The 21,887-nt window shown below is 59.8% G+C and carries 13 protein-coding genes and 1 pseudogene; 1 reads left to right on the forward strand and 13 read right to left on the reverse strand.

The window, feature by feature from the left end:
- Positions 1-279: 279 nt before the first annotated feature.
- Positions 280-1,341 (reverse strand): toprim domain-containing protein, encoded by a 1,062-nt coding sequence (locus J2R80_RS39790; protein WP_253640524.1) that lies wholly within the window; start codon positions 1,339-1,341, stop codon positions 280-282.
- A gap of 596 nt (positions 1,342-1,937) precedes the next feature.
- Positions 1,938-3,082, reverse strand: a pseudogene (locus J2R80_RS39795) (DUF932 domain-containing protein).
- Positions 3,083-4,013: 931 nt separating this feature from the next.
- Between J2R80_RS39795 and J2R80_RS39800 the strand changes: the two are divergent.
- On the forward strand, positions 4,014-4,313 hold the full coding sequence (locus J2R80_RS39800; RefSeq protein WP_253640525.1) for a hypothetical protein: 300 nt from the start codon (positions 4,014-4,016) through the stop codon (positions 4,311-4,313).
- Between the two features lie 222 nt (positions 4,314-4,535).
- Here J2R80_RS39800 and J2R80_RS39805 read toward each other — a convergent pair whose 3' ends face one another.
- From J2R80_RS39805 to J2R80_RS39860, 11 genes are all read right to left on the reverse strand, one after another.
- Positions 4,536-5,870 carry a glutamine synthetase family protein gene (locus tag J2R80_RS39805; protein WP_253640526.1) on the reverse strand — a complete coding sequence of 445 codons (1,335 nt, stop codon included), beginning with the start codon at positions 5,868-5,870 and terminating at the stop codon, positions 4,536-4,538.
- Positions 5,867-7,156 (reverse strand): ATP-grasp domain-containing protein, encoded by a 1,290-nt coding sequence (locus tag J2R80_RS39810; protein ID WP_253640527.1) that lies wholly within the window; start codon positions 7,154-7,156, stop codon positions 5,867-5,869. Before J2R80_RS39810 ends, J2R80_RS39805 begins: the two co-directional genes overlap by 4 nt.
- Positions 7,153-8,175: a DMT family transporter gene (locus J2R80_RS39815; protein ID WP_253640528.1), complete on the reverse strand. Its 1,023-nt coding sequence runs from the start codon at positions 8,173-8,175 to the stop codon at positions 7,153-7,155. The genes J2R80_RS39810 and J2R80_RS39815 overlap by 4 nt, the downstream gene beginning before the upstream one ends.
- Positions 8,172-9,002, reverse strand: coding sequence for a gamma-glutamyl-gamma-aminobutyrate hydrolase family protein (locus J2R80_RS39820; protein ID WP_253640529.1), 831 nt, complete (start codon positions 9,000-9,002; stop codon positions 8,172-8,174). The genes J2R80_RS39815 and J2R80_RS39820 overlap by 4 nt, the downstream gene beginning before the upstream one ends.
- Positions 8,999-10,057 (reverse strand): dhydrorhizobitoxine desaturase, encoded by a 1,059-nt coding sequence (gene rtxC, locus J2R80_RS39825; RefSeq protein ID WP_253640530.1) that lies wholly within the window; start codon positions 10,055-10,057, stop codon positions 8,999-9,001. Before rtxC ends, J2R80_RS39820 begins: the two co-directional genes overlap by 4 nt.
- Before the next feature lie 31 nt (positions 10,058-10,088).
- Positions 10,089-12,500: a 2-aminoethylphosphonate--pyruvate transaminase gene (locus J2R80_RS43565; protein WP_375162628.1), complete on the reverse strand. Its 2,412-nt coding sequence runs from the start codon at positions 12,498-12,500 to the stop codon at positions 10,089-10,091.
- Between the two features lie 2,235 nt (positions 12,501-14,735).
- Positions 14,736-14,891: a hypothetical protein gene (locus tag J2R80_RS43875; protein WP_375162629.1), complete on the reverse strand. Its 156-nt coding sequence runs from the start codon at positions 14,889-14,891 to the stop codon at positions 14,736-14,738.
- A 231-nt stretch (positions 14,892-15,122) separates the two neighbouring features.
- Positions 15,123-16,652, reverse strand: a complete 1,530-nt coding sequence (locus J2R80_RS39845; RefSeq protein ID WP_375162630.1) for a S10 family peptidase — start codon at positions 16,650-16,652, stop codon at positions 15,123-15,125.
- Between the two features lie 664 nt (positions 16,653-17,316).
- The gene (queD, locus tag J2R80_RS39850; RefSeq protein ID WP_253640531.1) at positions 17,317-17,709 is read right to left on the reverse strand and encodes a 6-carboxytetrahydropterin synthase QueD; all 393 of its coding nucleotides are present in this window, start codon (positions 17,707-17,709) and stop codon (positions 17,317-17,319) included.
- Positions 17,696-18,967, reverse strand: coding sequence for an MFS transporter (locus J2R80_RS39855; protein ID WP_253640532.1), 1,272 nt, complete (start codon positions 18,965-18,967; stop codon positions 17,696-17,698). Before J2R80_RS39855 ends, queD begins: the two co-directional genes overlap by 14 nt.
- Positions 18,968-19,349: 382 nt before the next feature.
- Positions 19,350-20,939 carry an NAD(P)/FAD-dependent oxidoreductase gene (locus J2R80_RS39860; protein ID WP_253640533.1) on the reverse strand — a complete coding sequence of 530 codons (1,590 nt, stop codon included), beginning with the start codon at positions 20,937-20,939 and terminating at the stop codon, positions 19,350-19,352.
- Positions 20,940-21,887: the final 948 nt, after the last annotated feature.

Raw genomic sequence — 21,887 nt, forward strand, 5'->3', positions numbered from 1 at the left:
GTCCGCCCAGGCCCGCAGGGCGTGGGCGGTAGCGCAGGGCCGAAGCGGCAGCGGAGGATGGCGAAGACCGGCTATTTTGCTTCGCGATGCAAAGCGCGCTCGCCAAATCGCGATCATGTCTTCTCATTGCCTGCGCGCGGCGGAAAATAGCCGGACGCAGCCATTGCCGGCCCGGGCCGCTTGCCGTCCGATCGCCCGCTAGAAGGCCGAAGGTCGCGTCCTCTCCGCCAAGTGAGTTCGGCTATGACCGATCTTTCGCCATCGGTCGAATTACCGCGACTACCCGGCCTCGATCGTGGACGAGCGCAGGAAGCGGGCGGCATCGTCAGGAACCAGTTGAAGCCGCAACGCTGCCCGGAGAGCCTCAAGGCCGAAGATTTGCAGATCTTCATTGAAGTCGCCGAGCCGAGGCGACAGCGAGATCGCTTCGACGCCGGCCTCCTGCGCGCGCCGGGTAAGGATGGCCCGTACGGCGTCTCCGGCGGCATCAGCGTCACGGGCGATATAGAGCCGACGCAAGCCAGCCGGCAGCAACATGGCTGAGAGATGATTGGCCGAAAGCGCAGCAGCCATCGGCAAGGTCGGCAGGACGCAGCGCAGCGACAGCATGGTCTCGATGCCCTCGCCGGCGGCAAGCACATCATCCACCAGGCCGAAACGAACAGCGTTACCGAGCAGGTCGCCCATGGCCCGCCGTGGGGTGTCGATGGGAGCCTTGCCGAGCCGGATGCGATCAAAGCCGTCCGGATCGAGCCAGGTGCGATGCACGCCGCAGATCCGCCCATCAAGATTTGTAACGCTGGCTATCATTGCTGGCCATGTCTCCATCGGCAATTGCTCGTCCGGTCGATAATAGCAACGTGGATGGAAGCGCAAGCTGCCGCCATGATGGATACTGACCATTCCGCGACGCCGCAAATAAGCTTCGACCACCGTACCGTCGATGGGGCTGGACATTGCAAACAGGCGACGGGCGGCTTGCTGCGATCCGGCTCGCGCTGCTGGACTGTCGGCTTTCGGGGCGGGTTGCTGCTCGCAACGAGGTAGCGTTAGAAAGCGTCTTGCCTCCTCGGCCACCTCGCGAAAATCTCGCAAAGCCATACTTTCGCGGATGATGTCGAGCAGGTCCCCATGTTCTCCGGTGGCGGCATCGGTCCACTTTCCGGCGGGCCCCTTCGTCGATTCCTGGAGCCGCACGAACAACGAGCGTCCTGGCGTGTTGCGAACGTCGCCAACCACCCAGTATCGCCCCACCCGCTTGCCATTGGACAGATAGTGTCGGCATACGCCCTCGGCCTCGCGTGCGAGGCGGCGTACCAATTCTGAGACATCGAAGACCATCACGCGCCCTCCCGCTCAACGAAACGGCTCAAGACGAGTTTGCTTAAGAGGATGTCGCGCGACGGCGACGGCTTGATCTTCCAAACGGCGCTTGCCATGTCAGCTTCTCCGAACCGGGCGGCCGGGAGCCTCTCTCTCGGCCTCCAACCCGTTTGCGGACAAGCCTGTCAGGGCTCTCGCTCTAGCTTTCGGCGGCAAATGGCGTTCGTTGGCGGCTGCCGCGCTATCGGAAAAACCAGGTCGCGCCATTCAAATCCCGGATCGGATGACACTCAAAATGGCCGGCGGCGATACCAGAGGCCGTTATGTTGACGGCCCCTGAGCCGATACGCTTGCGTGGACGCGAAGCCGAACGCGCGAAGGCGGTTCGTGGCGGCAATTGTATGAGTCAGCCGATCGTGTTGGCGCGAAAAGCCAGATATTCCGGATGTCGTCGTCGCAATCTCACTCGCGGGTCTCAATCCCGCGGGAATCCGAAACCGCCAAGAGCTGTCAGCCCGCGATGGACACGACAGCGAGAGAGTAGCGCCCATCACTCGTGAATGGAAAGGGTAGATGTACCAGGCCGGAGACCAGGATCTCCGGCCTGGCTGACATTAGGCCGCCCGGTCGAGCAACTTCTTGGCCTTGGCCTCCATGTCCAGGCGGACATCTTGATGCGGCTTGTCACGCGCGACGGCGGTGATGCCCTGCACGAAGTCGAAGATGCTTTCAGGCGGGCGGCCCTCCTCCGCCAGCACCGCGTCTATCACCTTGCCTGTCTCGGCCTTGGAGAAGCCGCGGCGGCGCAAGAACTCGGTGCGATCCTCGTCACTGCGTGCCACGATCCGCTCGCGAGCGGCCTTGATGCCGTTGATGAAAGGCATGGGTGAGGAGTTGGCGAAGTTCGACAGCGCCGGGGCTGCCTCGTGAGCAAAGCGTGCAGCTGCGTATTGCGATTCTGGCAAACCGCACGAAGATAGAAACTCGCCATGCCGAGGGTCTTCGCACCGACTTCCGAGTTCCAACAATAGAAGCCTCGGAAATAGAGGTCGGGCGAGCCGTCACGAAGACGACCGGCTTCGATCGGATTCAGGTCATCGACCAGAAAGAGGAAAACGTCCCTGTCTGATGCATACAGGGTCGTCGTGGCCTTGGAAATGTCGACACGGGGATTGTAGATGCCGCTCGACCAGTCGAGCACACCGGGCACCTTCCACCTTGTATCGCCTGTGCCATTGCCGGCGATGCGCTGTACGGCCTCGACCAGCTCGTGGTCGTAGATTCGGCCATAGTCGGGGCCGGTGACGGCGCGAAGCTCGACACGGCTATCCTCGGTCTCGAGCGTTTTGATCTGCTCGAGACGATTGGCGTTCAAGCCATATTGCAGGTTGATGGCTGCGAGTGACGCAGGGAGCTGCCGCAGGTAAGCGGCCGGAGCGCCAACCTGGCTTGCGAGCTGACCGAAGCTCCAATGCGTCGGCGCAACCGGGGTGTCGGAGCCAGGCAACATCAAGGCCAGCCGCTCAGGGTCTACACGGCTTGCGTTGACATGAATGAGCGCGCTTTCGACCACGCGCGTTCGGCTGCGGTTCGCCCGATCGTGCACCGTGCGGGCCAGTTCGTCGAGCGACAGGTAACGCTCATCTGCCGGGCGGGAAAACCACTCCGAGGACACCCGACCGACGCGCTCGCCGCGGCTCACATCCACTTTGTATCCGCCGCTCGCAACGCGGCCGGCATCAACCATCTGCGTATTCATGGCAGCAATCTCCATGACGAGCGCCGGAAGACTCTCCTCCGACCTTCAACCCGTCATGGCCAAGGCCACTCCACTCTGCCTCTCCCTTTTCACGGCCGCCCCGAGGCCCAAGACATTCCGCGCCGCCGCAGCTACCGTCAGGGATGGAAGCCCGAAGGGTGAAAACCCGGCGCAAGCCGGGGTTTCAGCGCCAGCCAACAGCCCGCTCCCGCAGGGAGACGGCAATGAACCCAGCAGCCTGGTCCGCGCGCATCGACGTCGCCCGATGCAATCAAGTTCGAAGGACCAGCGGCCGTGAAGACGCGTGGCCCAAGGTATCCAGCCGCCAGACATTTGAATGACCCTAAACGTTATTTCGATGGCGGCTCGCAGGAGGTCGTTGCGGTCGACAATCCCCGTAAGGCCGTCACTAGGGGCGGCCCTGCGACGGATTTCGCACCAAGCGAGGACCGTCGCGCAAACGCAGACTCACGATAGGGACGATTCAACCGAGAATCCCGGCGACGTTCCCCTATCCCGGCCAGCACCGTGAGAACCGCCAAAGCCGGCCTTCGGATTGCGGTAGACTGTGGAGCCTAGCTTACAGGATGCTGACAAGCGCGACGACAAAAGCGGTGCCTGCCTTGAGATGACTGCAGAGGTGAGAACTTCAAAGCCGCCAGACGCGCGCATCTATCTCCCCCGGCCGGGGACTCCGGCGATTTCAGCAGCGCAGATCCTCGACTCCTCCCGACGATACGGATGTTGTATCGCCACAGGTAAGACAACAACTTCGCGAATTTACCCCAAATCTCCTAAACGATGACCACACAAGAGAGATTAGATGAAGCCACGCTGCTCGTGCGCTTGACACGATGCACGCGGTGCAGGCGGACGGCGCGGCGTTGAGCCGAAATCGTTCGTTGCAAGCAAATCGATCCAGGAGACACGAATGAAATTGGTGAAGACCTCTGTAATCGCATGCGGCCTTGCGGCTTTCCTTGCGTACCCAGTCATTGCGCAAAGCCTTGCTGCGGACGCCAAGGCTCGCAAAGGCGTGCAAGGAACAAGCACACAGAGCGGGATGAGCGATGATGAGGACTCCTCACCTAAGCTCAGGACTGCGGGCGCAAAAGCGGGCAGGAAGTCGACCAAGGGCGCAAAGAATGCAGACGACGGCAACGCATCCGACAATGAGGCAGTCGACGACACCGCAATCAGCAGCACGCCGATAAGCGGCAAGCGGCACTGACGCGAAGCCCTGTTGGGATAAACCTCCGGTCGCGCCCTGCGGCCGGAGGTGCTAGCTGAAGCGCAGCAAGATCGGGTGGCAAGATTGTGATGGTCGCCAGCCTCCAGTAAGACGGCGAACGAAGGAAAGGTCCAGGCGTGAACTTGCGCGGCTGTGCTGGACGGACGCCCTTGCCCTGATCAACTGCAGCGTAACGGCTGCAATGCTCAATAGGGCGAACAGCTAGATGATCTCGAAGTACCGCCGACGTTCAAAGTCAGTGACCCGATGTTGAACGGCCTCCCACTCCCAGCGGCGGGAGCAGGAAAAGGCCTCAACAAACCTTTCCCCGAACACATCATTGGCCGCCGGGGACTGTGCAAACCGATATGTTGCCTCTGACAGGCTTTGAGGCAGCCTCCCGGAGCGAGAACACATCTCCATGCTTGCATCACCGACGATCGAAGTCGGCAAGACCGCATCTGTCTCGACGCCCAGCATGCCCGAACCGACGGCACATGAGAGAGCGAGATACGGGTTCATGTCTGCGCCGGCCAGCCTGTACTCAAGGCGATGTGCAGACGGCTCTCCCGGAATGGCCCGCACCGCGCATGAGCGGTTGTCAATTCCCCAGCTTGGGCAGACCGGCGCCCAGTAGCCGGGGACCAATCTCTTGTAGCTATTGAAGTTCGGCACGGCGAGGACACAGAACTCATTCATGTAGTTCAGTTGTCCGCCGATAAATTGCCTCATGATCTTTGAGACGTTGCGAAACGCGTTATTGTCGTAAAACGCATTCTGGCCGTCCGAGGACATCGAGATGTGAATATGGCCCGACTGGCCGGGCCATTCCTCACAAACCTTGGCCATGAATGTCGCCATCATGCCTTTCGTTTGCGCCCAGGCTTTTATCATTGCCTTGAAGATGATCGCGCGATCCGCAGCTTCCAGGGCATCACAATGATGAAGCGATGCTTCAATCACGCCCGGCCCTGTCTCGAAGTGCAAGCCGCTGAGAGGTATTCTGGCCTTCTCACAAAGCGCCAGGATCTCGCCGAACAGCTCCTGGTGCGCGACAGAGCGGGCAATCGAGTAACCGAAGGGACCTCGCGTGAACGGAGCCCATTGGCCGAACGGCTTGTCCTCAATTGTGTCGGCGTTCTCGTTGAACAGCATGAACTCGAACTCGAACCCGGCCGTGCAGCCGTATCCGTGATCAGCTGCCCTTTTCAGGACTTTACGCAGGATACCTCGCGGGCAGATGTCCTCATGTGCGCCCGTAAACTCGGCAAGGTAGAGATCCTGATCGCCGAGATAAGACACCAAACGACCGGTGCCAGACAGAACACGTAGATCGGCATCTCCGAATGCTGAGAGCGGCTTTTGGGTGAATCCTGCGGGAATGACCCGGTCCGCACAATCCCACGCCAGCACCGCTTCAGAGAACTTGACGACTTTATCCCCGTCCGAGAGATCTTCACCCAAGACGTGCTTACCTCGAAGGATACCGTCAAAGTCGCTTACGCCAATCATCGCAGCACGAGCTGAGTTCGTGCGAGCCACACGGATGTCGGTCATTCGCCGCCTTCCTGCGCCATCAGATCGAACACCTGGTTCATCCGCAGCGTACGCAACTGGCGATAGTCATCCTCAAGCTGTACCAGGTCGTTGTTGACGAGGTACACGATGCCTGGTGTGGACGCCAAGTCGATCGTCGGGATCAGCTTTTGGCCTATGGGAACGAATGCAATGGCATCCGCGAAGCTCGAGAGGTTGCGGATTGCATCTAATCCGGAGTAACCCGCAACGACGCCGCTCATATCGGAAATCAACGAGACGCACAGTGCATGAGCCTGTCGCTTGTAGGCTCCACGCAACCTCATACACTCACCAAAGCCCTTGGGATCCGCGTACCGCCAGGCCGTTAGCGACATATGATTGTCACCCAATGCCATGGTCCGGGCTTTTGCCGACATGGTTCCTTGCAGTCTCGCTCCGAAGTCGACCAAAACTGGTCCGCGATCATCGACGATGATCTCCGCATGCGCGGGTCCGTTGACGATCTGAAGCGCCTGCAACGCTCGCACAAGATAATCGGACAGCTCCAGAACGATTGGCTCCTTGGCTCCCAGCAACCACTCGCGGGAGCAGACCGATGACGCTCCCTCGACGAGAACGGTCTCGTAGGTCCAGGCCTCGGTGACGAACGCTTCTCCATCGATCGAGACGGCATTTACGGTATACTGCTGACCGTTTATTTTCTCCTGTGCAAGCGCCAGTTCATTGAACGCTCCGACCCGGTTTGTCTTTCCGACGATGGCAGCCAGAGCGCGTTGAACATCTGCATCAGTCGAGCAAAAGAACACGTCCTCCGTGCCTGTGCTGTTCAGCGGCTTGATCACGATCTCATCGAAGTTCTCTTGACGCTTCCAGCTTGCGATCTCGACGGCATTGCCGGACACGACTTGCCTGATCGATCGCACGCCTGCCGCGGCCAACGCTTCGGACATCCGCGATTTGTCACGCCGGGCGGCTGACAGAGCCGTCCCATTCGAAGGCAAGCCCAGCCGCTCCGAGATGGAATCGGCGAGCTCAACTCCGGTCTCGGACCCCGCTATAACGAACTCCAGCTCCCTGCCGCGGAGCGCCTGAAGATGAAATTCAACGATCTCGTCGTGGGCCATGCATTCGCGGGGACGAATGACTTCGTCATACAGGTCCGCATTGAAATGCGACTGGAAGATGGATGGAATCTGTGCAGCCGACATCACGTGCACCGTTCCAATTCCGTACCGCCTGAACTCTTCAGGTAGAAATCGGCCAGTCGAATATGCGTCGACGATTACACATTTGCGTTCGTTCATGCGGTCCTCCGATACTGCGAGTAGACGTTGCCGACAGCGACAATCGTGATGAGAAGATTTCCAACGAACGTATGTAGCGAAGGCACGATACGAGAATCGAAGTACTGGAACAGGAACGTGATGACAGGGGCGGTGGACAGCACCATGTTGACGGTGAAGGGCTCGACGCGGCGGATACCCTCCTGGATCAAGAGCAAAGGAACAATGATCGTGGAGAGCCCAATCGCTGCGATCGCAGGCCAATGCTGCGAGATCTCAAGCACCATGGAGGAATAGTCGACTAGTCCCAGCAGCAGGAGAATCGTTCCGTAGAACCGATGCGCCAATACCTGTCGACCAGAAAACCCGTATTCGAACAGCAGTTTGACAAGTATATTTGTAAGCGCCAGCGATAGGCCGGCCACGATTGCGAGGACGATACCCAAAGACGATCGAGGCCCCCACTGCACGCCCGCATTGCCGCTGACCGAGATCCAGATCATGTAGCCGCCAATTATCGCAATCGTGGCGCTCACGACGATGTCGGATGCCGGAGGGATGCCCTTCCGCCTGATCAGCGCGTTCAACCACACTGTTGCGGCGGGTCCCAGCGCCACCATGAACGCGACGACGATCGCAGGTTCGGCGTATTTCAGGCCGACAAACAATCCGATCCAGCTGATCGCGGTCACGAGGTTGAGCGACACAAAAGCCACGAGCGCTGGCTTCGTGGCTCGTGCCTTGCCCGTCCCGTGACCAGCCAGCAGATTGAACGACAGACATACCGCGGCAAAGGACACCAACAGAGCGACGAACAGGTCTGCTTGCTGAAAATACGATGCCGCATACACCTCGCCTGCCGCGCTGAGGACGACGTAAAGCGCCACAAAGAGAACTCCCAGAGCGAAGCGGCTTGTCGATCGTCCGCCGTTGCCTCGATGCTGTCGCGGCGCAGCGCGCACCCCGAACGATGCCGGCGCGTCGGTTCCGGTGAACTCCCCTTTTGATCTGGGCGGACCGCGTTTGGTTTGAAATGTCACTGTCCGCCTCTTGTGCTTCTTTGTTCGGCGTAGGCAAGGCACGCCTCTCCGAATGCCGTGAATAGCCGCCTGCTCAGCAGATCGGTTGAGGCGTGCCATTCGGGGTGCCATTGCAAAGCGATCTGCAGCGTCGGCGCGCCCACGACCGAGACCGCTTCGACCAGACCGTCAGGCGCCCACGCCTCCCGTCTTAGCGCAGCGGCCAGCACTTCTATGCCTTGATTGTGCAGGGAGTTGACCTGCGCTTCGACAGCGCGCGCGATCGGATAGAGCGCACCGTCGGGACATATCCTGATGCTATGCGCGACATCGTACTGGCGATCTCTCGGGCGGTCCGGCTTCTCGGCATGCATCTGGCCACTCCCCAGACTCCACTCGCTAAGGGATGAGCGAAGCGTGCCGCCGAAATAGACGTTGAGCTCCTGCAGCCCCCGGCAGATGCCCAGGATCGGCATTCCCTGCGCAATGGCATTCTTGATCGCTACCGCGGATAGCCTGTCCCGAGGACGATCACGGATTCCATTCTCGATGTCCTGCTGATCAGCTCCCGGACAAGACGCAGGCGCCGTCAAAACCGCAGGATCGACATTGGATTCGTCTCCCGTCAACACGAGTCCGTCGAGAGCCTGCATGATCGCCGGAGCGGTTTCAACCGACGCATCTTCAGCGTCGATCGTCGGCAATATGACGCACGCCAGTCCCGCATGATGAAGCAGGGCCTTGACGTACTTGCGCCGCAACCAATCACGATGCACGCCATCGACCAACAGACGGTTCGAGGTGATGCCGACCACGGCACGGGCTTTGTATGGCCGTTGCAATGTCACGCGAGTTGTCCACTCGGGTTGGTACCGCGCACAGACTGCTCATACAGACGCCGGTTTCGCTCCTTCAACTGAGTGATGACGCTTGGCTGACCTTGCGGCCCCTTGACGAAGAGCCCTCCCCAGCTTGCGGCAACCTTTGCGTAAGCTGGATCCTGCATCCTGATTTTCTGGGCTTTGTGCAGCAGCCAGAACGGGATGCCAGGCGAGAGGTGGTGCTCGAGGTGATATTCATCCAGGTTTTGCCCCAGGATGGCCCGCTCCAGGAAATTCCCCTTCCGATTCCTGGTCAGATAGACGTTCTGCGTTTCGGTCTCGCACATGGGCGAGTGCTCGGCGAGTTCGACAAACCAGCCAAGGACCTGGAACGTGGTGAGATAGGGCACGATCCAGAACAGGACCACGATGTGGAGCAGCCCAAGGGCATATGATCCGCCCAGGATGCAGATCCAGAAAAGATAGAAGCCATATTTGTCGATAAGTATGCCTGAGCGGCTCTCGTCCTCGGCATCTCTGATCGAAAAACGATTGGTCCAGAGATACTTCAGGTACGCCACTGTCGCACCGCCAAATATCGGCTTCCAGATCAGGTTGAACGCGTACCGCTCAGGCGGCTGCACGTCGTAAACACCGTTGGCCAGGAAGAACTTCAGATCGGGGTCCTTGTCAGGATCGCCGAGATAGGGATGATGCAAATAGACGTGTGAGATCCGGTAGGCCCAGTGGCGCTGGAACAGCGGATAGGCGGCGAATAGAATCCCGAGGACGTAGTTCCAGGTGGTATTCTTCGCGAGCGTGCGGTGAGCCGCATCATGGGCGATAGTCGTCAATCCGCGCTGGTAGGCGCCGATCAGAAGAACTGCGAGTGGATACAACCACCATGAGACCGACACGGTCGCGAGCGTGCACGCTGCGATCACGGCGTAGTCTTTCGCGATATACGCCGCTCCCGTTATGTTATCGGGCCTCAGCTCGGAGAGCTGCTTATTGATCTCGCGGCTGAATGGAACGGCCTCATAGCGTGACGACCTCAGTTTCCAAGCTTCTGGCTGATTCATGAGAATTCCTTCCTGATCGCCTTGCAGGTTGTCAGATTGCGGAGAGCGCTTTGTGCAGATCGCGGACAATGTCGTTGACGTCCTCGATGCCGACGCAAAGCCGGATCGAACCGCCAAATATGCCAGCGGCCTCGCGCTTTTCCCGTGGAACGGTTGTGTGTGTCGTGGAGACAGGATGCGTCACCAGTGTGCGGGCATCTCCGACATTCGAAACGTGATACATCAAGTCGACGTTCTGGATGAACTTGCGTCCGGCCAGCTCGTCCTCCACTTCGAACATGACCATTGCGCCGTGCCCGTATGCCGGGTTGAGCGTCTGGTCGACGGTTTCCCGATCCGCTCCTTCGAAAAGCCCCGGATAGAAGACACGGCGTACCTTTGGATGCTCCTTGAGAGCGTCTGCGACGACCCTGGCGTTGGCGCAATGCTGCTTCATGCGAAGCGGCAGCGTCTCAAGCCCCTGGATCAGTTGGAAGCTCGCAAACGGAGCGATCGCAGCCCCCGTATCGCGCAACCAAGTCATGCGGGCCTTCAGCAGAAACTCGCTTTTTCCAAGATCGTCGACATCTTGCAGCGCGCTGCGCCAGATAATCCCGCCATGCGCCTCGTCAGGACCGTTGAACAACGGAAAGCGGGAGGCCCCGCGGTAGCTGAACTTGCCGTTGTCGACAATCAGTCCGCCCAGTGTGGTGCCATGGCCGCATATGTATTTCGTCGCGGAGTACGTCGTGATCGCAGCACCGAGATCTGACGGCCGACAGACCAGTGGCGTCGTCGTATTATCCACCACCAGGGGAACGCCGTACTTCCGACCGATCTCCGCCAGCTGCTTGACCGGGAGCGGAATCAGACAGGGGTTCGAAATCACCTCTCCGAACAGGCATATCGTGCGATCATCGATGGCACGTTCGAACGTCTCGGGCCTTCGAGGATCCGCCGTCCTGACGCTAATGCCAAGACGCTTCAGCGTGTTATGGAGCAGGTTCCAGGTATTGCCATACAGATATGGCGAGGCGACGACATTATCCCCGACCTGCCCGCTTGCCAGGTTGACGATGGCAAGGAAGGTTGCCGCTTGCCCTGATGCGACGGCGAGCGAATCCCTTCCCGTATCGACCGCCGCATACCTTCTTTCCAGCGCGCGCGTCGTCGGATTGATGATCCTTGTATAGGTGAACCCATCAGCCTTTACGTTGTAGACATCGGCAATGTGGTTCAGATCGCCATCGAGTTCATAAGCCGTGTTCTGATATATCGGCACGGCCACAGCTTTCGTCACCGGGTCGCGACGGTAACCCGCGTGCAGAACGGCAGTCTCGGGGGACCATGGCACCTGCGCGCCCGTTGCCACGCGAAGCGGCACCTTGACGAGGGCCTGGGATGTCTCCTGGGCGGATATTGGTCGCGCCGCGGCACCCTGACCAGGGCGGAAGTATGTCCGGAAGGCGCAACCCAACTGCTGAATCCAACCGGATTGAATTTCCCCGATGCAGCCGATCCGGAAACTCCGCGTCGCAACGTGCAGCTTAGAGTAGATGTAAAGGTTGTGGCTCGCCAGGTGGCGATACAGCCCATCAAATGCTGCCTGATCCGCCATCCCCGACGGCGCAACGAACGCAACGCAGACCGGCGACTGCACGTTCGCGGCTAGCAGCGGGGAAACCACTCCCTCGAGCTCCTTGAGGAGATCGTCCCTGACCTTCTCATACCTGCGGCGACGGGCAGGAACGCTCTCTTCCTCGAGGATCTCCAGTGCCCTGGTCGTTGCCTGAACGATATGGGTGGGAGGTGTCGAACGCCATTCACCTGTGCGCTCCAGCGAGAGCCATTGGTCTCTCACGTCGAGCACAAATGACCTCGGCTCTTGAACTGCTTTCTCCAACAGTTCGCGAGAGGCGATGACAAACGCTACGCCTGGAGGCCCCTCTATGCACTTGTTGCTCGACGTGACCAGGACGTCAGGGCCCCCCTTGCTCAGGTCAATATCGATGCCGCCAAAAGAGCTCATCCCGTCGACGATCGTCTTCACGCCACGCCGCCTCGCCTCCTCCACGATTGCATCCAGCGGATTGACGATGCCGGTCGTGGTCTCGCAATGAACGAAACACAGGTGCGTAACGCCGGGATTTCGGTTCAGATGCTCGCCGATCTCCTGAGGATCCAAACGGTCGGTCGCCCGCTTGGCAAGCGTCTGCGCTTCGACACCCCATAGCCGCAGCATCTTGTATATGCGCTCGCCATAGATGCCGTTTACGCAAACGAGTGGTTTGTGGGCTGAAGACACGAATGTTGACAGAGCGGCTTCCATCGCAAAAGAGCCGCCTCCCTGAATCGGGACCACCGAATAGTCGTCGGCATTTGCCAGCAAATTGAGGATCAGCCGCCGCATGCGGGCGGTCACTTCCTTGAACTCGCAATCGCGCGATGCAAGGTCAAGCTGCATTTGGCTCCTGACATCCAGCGATAACGACAATGGACCAGGCGTCAGCAAAGAACGCTGTCTTGTCACACTATTCCCCCTCAGTTGTATTCATCGATGCATCTGGAGCCGCCCCAGCAAAGAGACGGCGAGCGCCGTTCAAGAGCTTTGAGCCCTGCGCGATAGAGCCCGGGTGCGCTTCGGATCGGCAGTCGAAGAAGCTGCCCAGGGACAACCTGCACATCCAGTCGCGGACGCGAAGTGATGTCTCGCAAGGCTCTTGAGCGATGTCATTCAGATCTCCCAACAGTTCGCATTATGACCGCCCCTCGAACCCCTTTGGCGCGACGCGCCACTCTGATCCGGCCATACGCATCTCGCAGATTTGAGCGCGAGTGTCGGCTTGTCGCCGCGCATCGGCGGCCCAACCGGCCGGCATACGCGCGCCACTCCGGCAATATTGAAATCGGATTAGCAGTGCGCGTCGGACCGTGGCGGCCGGGCCGGATCCCGGCACGGCGCATTTGATGCTTGCCGCTTCCAGCGTGAGCCTAAGACTTGAGACATTCGCACACTGTCGCTCGTTGGAGGTTTTTTGTACGCTGACGACCCTCGCCGTCTATTTTTCAGATCGTACAACTTGACGTTAGGTGCGTTTCAACCCTCTCCGGAATTTTCTCGCGTGAATTTTTCCTGACGTGCGCCTCCACCTTCGTGAGACAACACGACGTGTGCGGAGATTCTCGAAAGAGCTCCGTAGTCGCCTGGAGTTCAATGACGCTGTCGGAATTCACCTGAGCTAAATGGCCACGGACGGTCAGCCCTGCCTACTCCGCCTGCGTTGCCTGCGCGGCGCTTTGCCACATCGGCAAACAGATACACGGGTCTGTTGGCGCTGCGTGTCCGTCAGCCGCGCCCGGTTCTGCAGTTCGTTGACCTTGAGCTTGACCACATAATTCAACCTCTGCCCGGCCGACGCGCTGGGAAGCTTCCGCTCAGGGCTGTGGCGGTTCAGCCGGTCCTTTCGCAGGCTGCGGACAAACAATGACGCAGCTGGAAGACAATGGAGGACGACTGCTGCTTTCTGGCGTCGCTCCTCCTGATCAGATGATCGCTCATGCTCCGATGCTCGTTGGCATGCGCGAACGGCAATCCAGGGTGACTCTATCGAGCAACTTGCAGCTCTTTGCGTCAGCTTGGGGTGGCCCTCGCAGGTGACCTATCATTGACGACGCGGTATTCGCGAGCTCCTAAGACCATTCGATTGTCTTCGCGAAACTCCGGCTGCGGTACCGTCATCTAGTGCATGTTGCGCGGATTATGCCACCCGCGTGGTGAAAGCTCACCCTTTTTCCGGTCGAGACACTTGCCGCTGGGATCGGGTTTCCAGGACTCTCGAATGAGCGTGCGGAAAACCAGACTTTGGAACGGAACGATGAGCGCATGTCCAACAAAGAGTAACCAGCTCGCTCGGGTTCGACGGCAGGCTTTTCTGACAGAACGATGATGGTCCAGAACGCGGGTTGCTGAGGACCTTGCTTGTTGATTAAACCTCCTGAGTGCCGCACGTTTGGATCGCAAGTCGTGCGCGGCCTGTCAGCAATCGGCCGCACGATTTTCCGTCGTGTCTGCCTGGCCGCTGCGCTCTGTCGAGTACCGCCTGTTTGTGTCTACTCTTGCATCGTGACCCTCTTGGCACATGAATTGCTAAGAACCTCATCGGCTTGGCTGTTTATCTTCACGCCCCCAAGGCGGCCAAGCTGGCGAAGCAAACTTGGCGCGGGCGGCTCCTCCAAACACCCGCGCCTTCTTTCCGAAGCGTCGTAAACCGGGGGATTTTGGCACCAGGTCTCTGAGAAGATCGACTCATGGCCCGTAAGAGGCATTAAAGAATGCATGCCGGTTGTGGGTGGTCGAAAGGACAAATCGAAGCTCGCCTGGTACTTGCGGCGAATAAAAGCTTGCTCATGAGCCAGCCCCTCACGATCACTTCACCGAAGTGTGCCGCAAGGCACGGGCTCAAATTCATTTCGGCTCTCCGGAAGCGCTTCGCTCTACAACTTCCGAGAAGCGCGTCTCACTGGGAAAGCGATTCGCGCGCCTTGGGGCCTAACAAAATTCGCGATGATATGTTCTTGTTACTCACCAACGCACCTCAACAAGATTGATTGGCTCGCTTAAGCCGGATTCCAACTGTTTCATCGTTGACGACCCTGGTGATAACGATGCTGTAGGTCCGCCGTCGGTATAATTCGGCACTTACAGGTTTTGGCCAAGGAGGCGATGACTGCGCAGTGTTGGACATCGCCATCGGGACCTGCGAACGATGCGCGCTCCGTGAGCGTGATCGGGCAGATCGCGCGCGGCGGCGTTATTGTCGAGCTCTATTCGGCCATCTTCGACGAAGCGCGTCACCCCCGCCCAGCGTGAGAGCCCGCATCAGATGGCGTCCGCAAGCTTGCTCCTTGGCTGATCAAGCCGAGTTTTGTTCGCAGCCATTTTTGGACTGCGTCGTCTAGCAGCCGGACGACGCCGATCCACGCCTTGATCGGCGAGAGACCGGCCGCATGTGCTCTGTCCCGTAGCATCAGCGACATTGTGTTTATGCGAAGGCGGCCTTGCTCCTGACCAGGCCTGGCATCGGCCTTATTTCATCAGCGCTTCGACCTCTGCTCGAAAAGCGTGGCGCGAGGCATCTCGTGAATAGAACATGTGGCCGCCCGGAAACACAACAAGCTTGACGCGCGGCGTGGAGGCAAATGGCGGCAGTTGATCGAGCACGATCTGTGATCCGAAATATGGCGTGGCGAGGTCAAACAGCCCGTGCGCCACCAGCAATTTCATGTTCCGGTCCGTCGCCAAGATCTTGCGCAGCTCCGAAACTGACTCCGGAGGGCTGCGGCCGAAATCCCAGGCCTCCCTGACCTTGCGATTGGCCAGTTCATAGGAGCCCTCCGGCCGCCAGGCAAGCTTGCGCGAAAGGAGATCGACAGTGGCGCTGGTCAGAGGCGCCACCAGCGTATCGCTTGAGGGATCGCCTGAAAGCTGGAAATCGGACTCCGGATATGGATCGAGGCCACGCACAGAGGCATCATACCTGCCGATTAACTTGCCATTCTTGCGGTCGAACTCACGGCGGAATTCGGCGACTTCGAAACGACCGGCGAGCCGACGGCTGACCGCTTGGTCGATGCCGCTCAGCATCGCGACCTTATCGGCCAGACGCGTAGTTGCTTCCTTGTCGGCCTGGCCTTTGATGAGATCGACCAGAAACTCGCCGCGCGCATAAGCTTCCACGTCGGCGAGATCGGCTCGGTTTACCGAACCTTCGGCTTCACGCAGGGTCGCGACATAGCTGGGCAGCGTGGCGACGTACTGCAGCACGCTCCTGCCGGCGCTGTAGTCGAACACTGGCGAGACCATGATCAGGCCCCTAACGCCTATGCCCTGCCGCATCTGCAACTGGTCGACGACCTTTGGCCCACGAATGCCGCCATAACTTTCACCCGCGATGTACTTCGGCGACAACAGCCGGTCATGCTTTTCGAGCCAGCGACGGATCACCAGCGCGAGCGCGGTGACGTCGCCCTCAACGGAATAGAGCCGCTTGCGCGCGTCATCGCCGGTCGCCACGAAACGGCTATAGCCGGTGCCGACAGGATCGAGAAACACCAGATCAGTGAAATCGAGCCACGTTTCCGCGTTTGGCCTCACCTCGGGAAATGTCGATGGCGTGACCTCGTCAGCATTGATCGGCAGCCGCCACGGTCCGGCATTGCCAAGCTGCAGCCACGCCGATGATGATCCTGGTCCGCCGTTGAAGAAGAATGTCACCGGGCGCGTGCCGAGATCAGCGCCTTCAAGCTGATAGGAGGTATAGACGATATCTGCCTGCGGCTCACCCTTATCGTCGAACAGGCGGATGGAACCGACGGTCGCGACGAAAGAAAGCGTCCGCCCAGGCAGCTCAAGCGTGTGCCTGGTGCTTGAGTCCGGCGGCAGGCGATGCTGCTCGGTCAGTGACGACATACCCAGGTTTTGCCCGCCACCACCCTTCTGGCCGGCCGGTATTGTGACCTGGGCGGGCGACGGATTATTGGCCCGAGCGCTTCCCATCGCCCCGCAGGCAAACAGGATCAGCGCAAGAGAGGTGAAACCCGGAGCGGTCAATTTCATCGCGTTTCCCCTGCCCGGCGCGGCCCTTGGTGCGCGAGGCGTGTCTGTCAAACGGCCCTAACGAGTAGCTCATGCTGCTGAACAACAAAGCTACCGGATCGAGTAGTCGTCACCATCGCCTGAGACGCAAAACCGTCATTCCACACACTTCCAAGACGTGCCCGTCACGGTTTCAGCAAAGCGCCCCAAGAGGGCGCATGGTCGTGCGTGTGGACTTTGCGCACAAAACGAGGCGGTGGCTGTCAGGCAAGTCGTGATCGACGACAGGCGGAGCAACTGCTTCGAGAGTAGTTCGAGAGCCAGGCCGCATCAGTGAAGCGCATTGTCGATCTGTGTGCTCAAGAGCAATCGCAGTATCCGGCCCTTGGATGCCAATCAGCTCGCTGATTTACGAGTAGAATGTCGGCGCCGCGTCACGCCATCAGGGCAATGTGGCACGGCCGGCGACGATGCCAGACAAGCCTGCAGCGACCTAGACTACTGCATCTCGACCGGGTAAGCGGTCCGATGACTGGGCGCGGGAACTCTTCCACCGTGGCAGGCCAATGGGGATGAGCGGCACGGCTGATGAATAACGGTCGAGTTCTATACCGGACGCCGCCGAGCACCGGCCACATTGCCCGGCATCCATAGCGCAGTCGCATCGGCGTCTCACCGCCCTCGACTAACTCGGCGTGCATTTTGTACTGCCGCCATAAGCCGCCACCTCCGCCCAACAGTCGGCGGTCTCATAAATCCGCACACTCGCGCAATGGGGAATGCGATCAAAGAACCAACGGGCGATGATCTCGGCGGTTGGGTTCTCCAGTCCGTCGACATCGTTGAGCAGTCGGTGATCGACGAGCTTCAGCAGCGGCTCCAGCTCGGCATCCATCTCAGCGAAGTCCCTCACGAAGCCCCTCGAGTCCACCCCTCCGCGCATCACCACTTCCATACGGTAGTTGTGGCCGTGTAGGTTCTTACATTTGTGGCCATCGGGGAGATTGGGAAGGCGATGAGCTGATTCAAAACTATAGGTGCGGCCAATCAGCGTGATCACTCCATCATCGCCGTTCATTCCGTAAGTCCCTCGCGCCAACAACTTGCTCCGCAGAAAAGGGCCTGCTAACTCTCGCCGGCCCTTCCTTATCAGATTGACGGAGCAACGCCAGGCCGAGCAAGGCCGAGAGAGCAGAGCCGAGGCCCGGCAGTATCAGCGTGACCGCGTAACCTAATCTCGCCACGGCAAATCCACTCGCCGCGAAGCCGACCAACGCTGACGCCGACATTACCGAGGTCAGAAACGTGACATCTGTGCCCGCCTTGCCTGGTCGGGCGAGCCCGAGAAACCAGTTCGTGAATGTGACATGTTGAACAGCGAGTGCCGCGAACACGATGCCAACGCTCACAACGGCGCTTACGCGAACGCTGACGTAGCGATCAACCATCGCAAGCGCACCGAAACTTATCGCCATGACTGCGCAGCCCCAGATCAAGCCTCGTCGCGGTGCCATTCGACCGATGATGGCGCTGGTCAGCGGCGCTACCAGCGTATACGTCAATACGTTCGAAAGCGCCCCGATCCATCCAATGTCTGCCGCGGCGAAGCCGAGGTCAACAAGCCGTAACTGAACCGTCGCGAACGCCACAGCGATCCCGATAACCGCCGGCGCGATCAATGCGGCCGTCGTCCACAGGCCAGCGTAGCGAAAGATCGCGGAGATCGAGGGGCGCTGCGTCGAGCTCCATCGGTCGCTGCGTTGCAGCGGTTCAGAAATAGCGAATACCCAACCAGCGAAAACGGCTAGCAGCATCGCCAAACCCAACAAAGCTGGACGCCAACCGACCATCTCGATCAATTGGAGGCAGACGGCGCCACCGATCACATGGCCGATGGCCCGGCCCCAACCCAGCAGCGCTGCGCCAAGCGGCCGTTCGCTGGAATCGAGAGCTTCGGCTATGTAGCCCAAAGTTGCGATCCGCTGCGTGGCAGCAATGGTCGCAAGTACCAGGGAGACAAGAAAAAGCGACACAAAATCGGTCTTCGGGTTCAAGAATGCCATTGCTGCCAGCACAATGGTACTGGCGACTTGGGTCAACAGGATCCACGAACGTCTCAGCCCGAGTCGATTGAGGCTCCATCGATCCACCACCGGGGCCCAAAGGAAGTTAACGGTGAATGCAAAGAAAGCGGTGCCATACAGGCCGACCAGTTCCAGGCTGGCACCGTTGCCCCGAAGGATCACGGGAATGGCCGAATAGATGAACGCGATCGCCAGATACTGCTGACTAGCCAACGCGACCATCCCAATGTGTGGCACGTAACGATTTGCCATCTGCCTAATCCTCCCGAAATTCGCACGTGCCTTAAGAGAACGGTTTGAAAAGACAGCGGCTAGCCGTTATCAGTTCGGCTCAGGCCATACTCAATGAATGCGCACCGCGCCTGACCTTCATCTTGTTGAGCCCAGTTGCCTTCCCAGTAGACGGCGCTGTTGACGTCACATTGGCAAGCAAGGTCCCCTGGCGGACGCCGGTCGTAGCCATCGTCGACCCACCGCGTCTCCAGCTCTGCAGGGAGGTCGACAGCTTCATCGCTGGTTGAAAGTTCACAGGCCGAGGAGAAGGAGCGCTTGCCCGTGGCGTCGTCCCTTCCAAGGGTCGCGCTTGCCGGCAGCAGCGCCAGCGCAGCGACGACAGCTGTGCCTGCCCTCATCATCACGTCTTCACCACGCGTTCGTGCAATCGGGTAATGGCATCGAGCGCCGACAGAATCGCTCCCTCCTGCCATGGCAGCTGCGAGGCGTGCTCGCCCGCCAGCGCGATGCGGCCGTCGATCTGGCACAGATTGCGGTAGTGCTGCGCGCGGGCGGCCTCGGTCCACTGGCCGGCGCAGCCGAGCGTGAACGGCACGCGATGCCAGGCCACCGCGACGCCGTGCTCGAATTCATTCCTGTACTGGGGATGGATTGCGGCACCGAACTCGACCGCACTGGCGACCCGCTCGGCCGGCGGCATGGCGGTGAACTCGAACGAATTGGCGCCCCCATGCATGTAAGCGCCGAGCAGGATGCCGCGACCGCCACTGTTGAAGCCAGTATTCGGATAGGCGATCTGCTGGATCGGCAGGTCGGTGTAGCTGATGCCGCCATAGATCGCCTCGTCCTCTTCCCAGAAGCGGCGTTTGAACTGCAGCCCGATTTTCACGGAGGCGACGTAGGGCACGGAATCGATCGCATTTTTCATCGGCCGGCCGACATCGATCGGCAACTGGCTCAGGATCGACAGCGGAATGGTGCAGACGCACCAATCGGCGGTCGCCTGCTGCACGACGGATGGACTGGTCGTGTCGACATAGCTCACGGTGACGCGGGAGCTGCTCTGCTGGATCTGCGTCACCTTGGCGTTAGTGCGGATCAGATCGCCGACCTCGCGTGCGAACGCCTTGCCGATCATGTCCATGCCGCCGACCGGCTGGAACATGGTGGTCTGGAAATCGTAGCGCGCAAAGCCTTGCAGATAACGCCATATCCGCGATCGTAACAGCTCCTGCAGCGAGACCGGATCGCTCGGCAGCGGATCGCCCATCAAGCCGCCGCCGGGATCGCGGGCATAACCGCGGAACTCGGCGGAGACGAGGTTGGCGTTGTACTTGTAGTCGCGATCCAGCGCGCCCCAGTCGCGCAGCGCCTGCAGCAGGATCTCCTGATCTTCCGTGCTGACGAAGTCGTCGAGCCTGCCCTGCTGGCTGACTTTCGCCAGCAACTCCGCCACGCCGCCCTGGAAATCCGCCTTGATGCTGCGAAAGCGCTGCGGCTTGCCGCCGAATGCCCGCGTCGCGTGCAGAAAGGCATTGTGGTTGAGCTGGATGAAGGGCTCCAGCGTCACATTGAGCCGGCGGCAGTAATCGAGCAGCGCCCGGTGCTGATAGGGAATCCGCCACGGGCCGGGATTGAGATACAACCCCTGCTCGAACTGACAGGCCTGTTTGAAGCCGCCGAGCTCCGTAAAACTGTCACCGCCGCGGATCGACCAGTTGCGGCCGCCGGCGCGGCTGTTGAATTCGAGGATCTGGACCTTGTAGCCGGCCTTGCGCAGCTCCAGCGCCGCCGTCATCCCGGCAAGCCCCGCGCCGAGAATCAGCACCGAGGCGCCCTTCACATCGCCCGCGAGCTTCAGCGGCCCCTTGTAGGCGGATTCGGACGCGAAGCCGAGGCTCGTCATCGCGTGATACATCGCCGAACTGCCGGCAATGGTGCCAATCAGCGCCAGCAGATCACGCCGCCTGATCACAGATTCGTTCTGCACCCGCGCTCACCCAGCCGCTGACTTCGTTGCCGAAGGGAAACGGCTCCTGCGATCAGTTTCAAGAAAGTGCACGCGTTGCACTGCAGACTGGTGGCGCTGCCGCGGTGCGCCTGCGAGATCGTCTTCGATTATCTCCATCCCCATTGGTCCTGTACCGCGTCGATCGTCGTCGATAAAACAATCATAGCTATCCATCCGCAGCCCCTGAGGCGGGCAGGCCGATCCGCGGTCGCTTCAAATACAGGAAGCTGGTCAGTACACCTGTGTTGATGAACCGACGTCCGCTCACCTCTGGCGACGATTCGCGAGCCATCGATTAGAGCTCGATGCGTCGAAGCCGCGGACGTTCGTTCCTCGAGGCGCTTGCCGGACATGTATAGCCGTTCGACGGAAAACGAAGCAGTTGATCACGCGACACGAGCCCCTTGAGCGACTTCTTAAGTATTCGACTGAGTCTGTTGTACACCAGCAAGAGCGATGCCAACATTTCACGACATCGAAGGCGGAGAAGCGGACCACCCCAGATGTGCGGTAGGCCAGACGATGACTGATGTCCTCAGAGGTGCTGGCGCTCTTTCATTGGCGACTCTCAAGCTCAAGATCAGCAGTTTCTGGTTCTAGTCCCACGACCAAGCCACTCCGCCGACGATTGCGGACACAGCGAACCAGTGGAGCGCCGGGACTAACCGCGCTTGGCCATGGAGCGCAAATGCAGTTTTGAACGCCTGCAATCGGCTATTTTCGACGTCGCCTTTGGACCGGTGGTATTGAACCCGACATTGTTCGATGTCAGACGCACGGAGCTAATGACGCCGAAGACGGGCGATAATTAGCTCGATCTTGTCCATCATGTGCAACGATAGTCGCGTCGGCCGAACGCGGACCGTCGCAGTTGCCCTCTTGCATTGGACAGCTGAAGATTGCGGCATTGGCTCGCCCGCCTTCTTG

This window comes from Bradyrhizobium sp. USDA 4541 (assembly GCF_024171085.1).
Classification (GTDB): domain Bacteria; phylum Pseudomonadota; class Alphaproteobacteria; order Rhizobiales; family Xanthobacteraceae; genus Bradyrhizobium; species Bradyrhizobium australafricanum.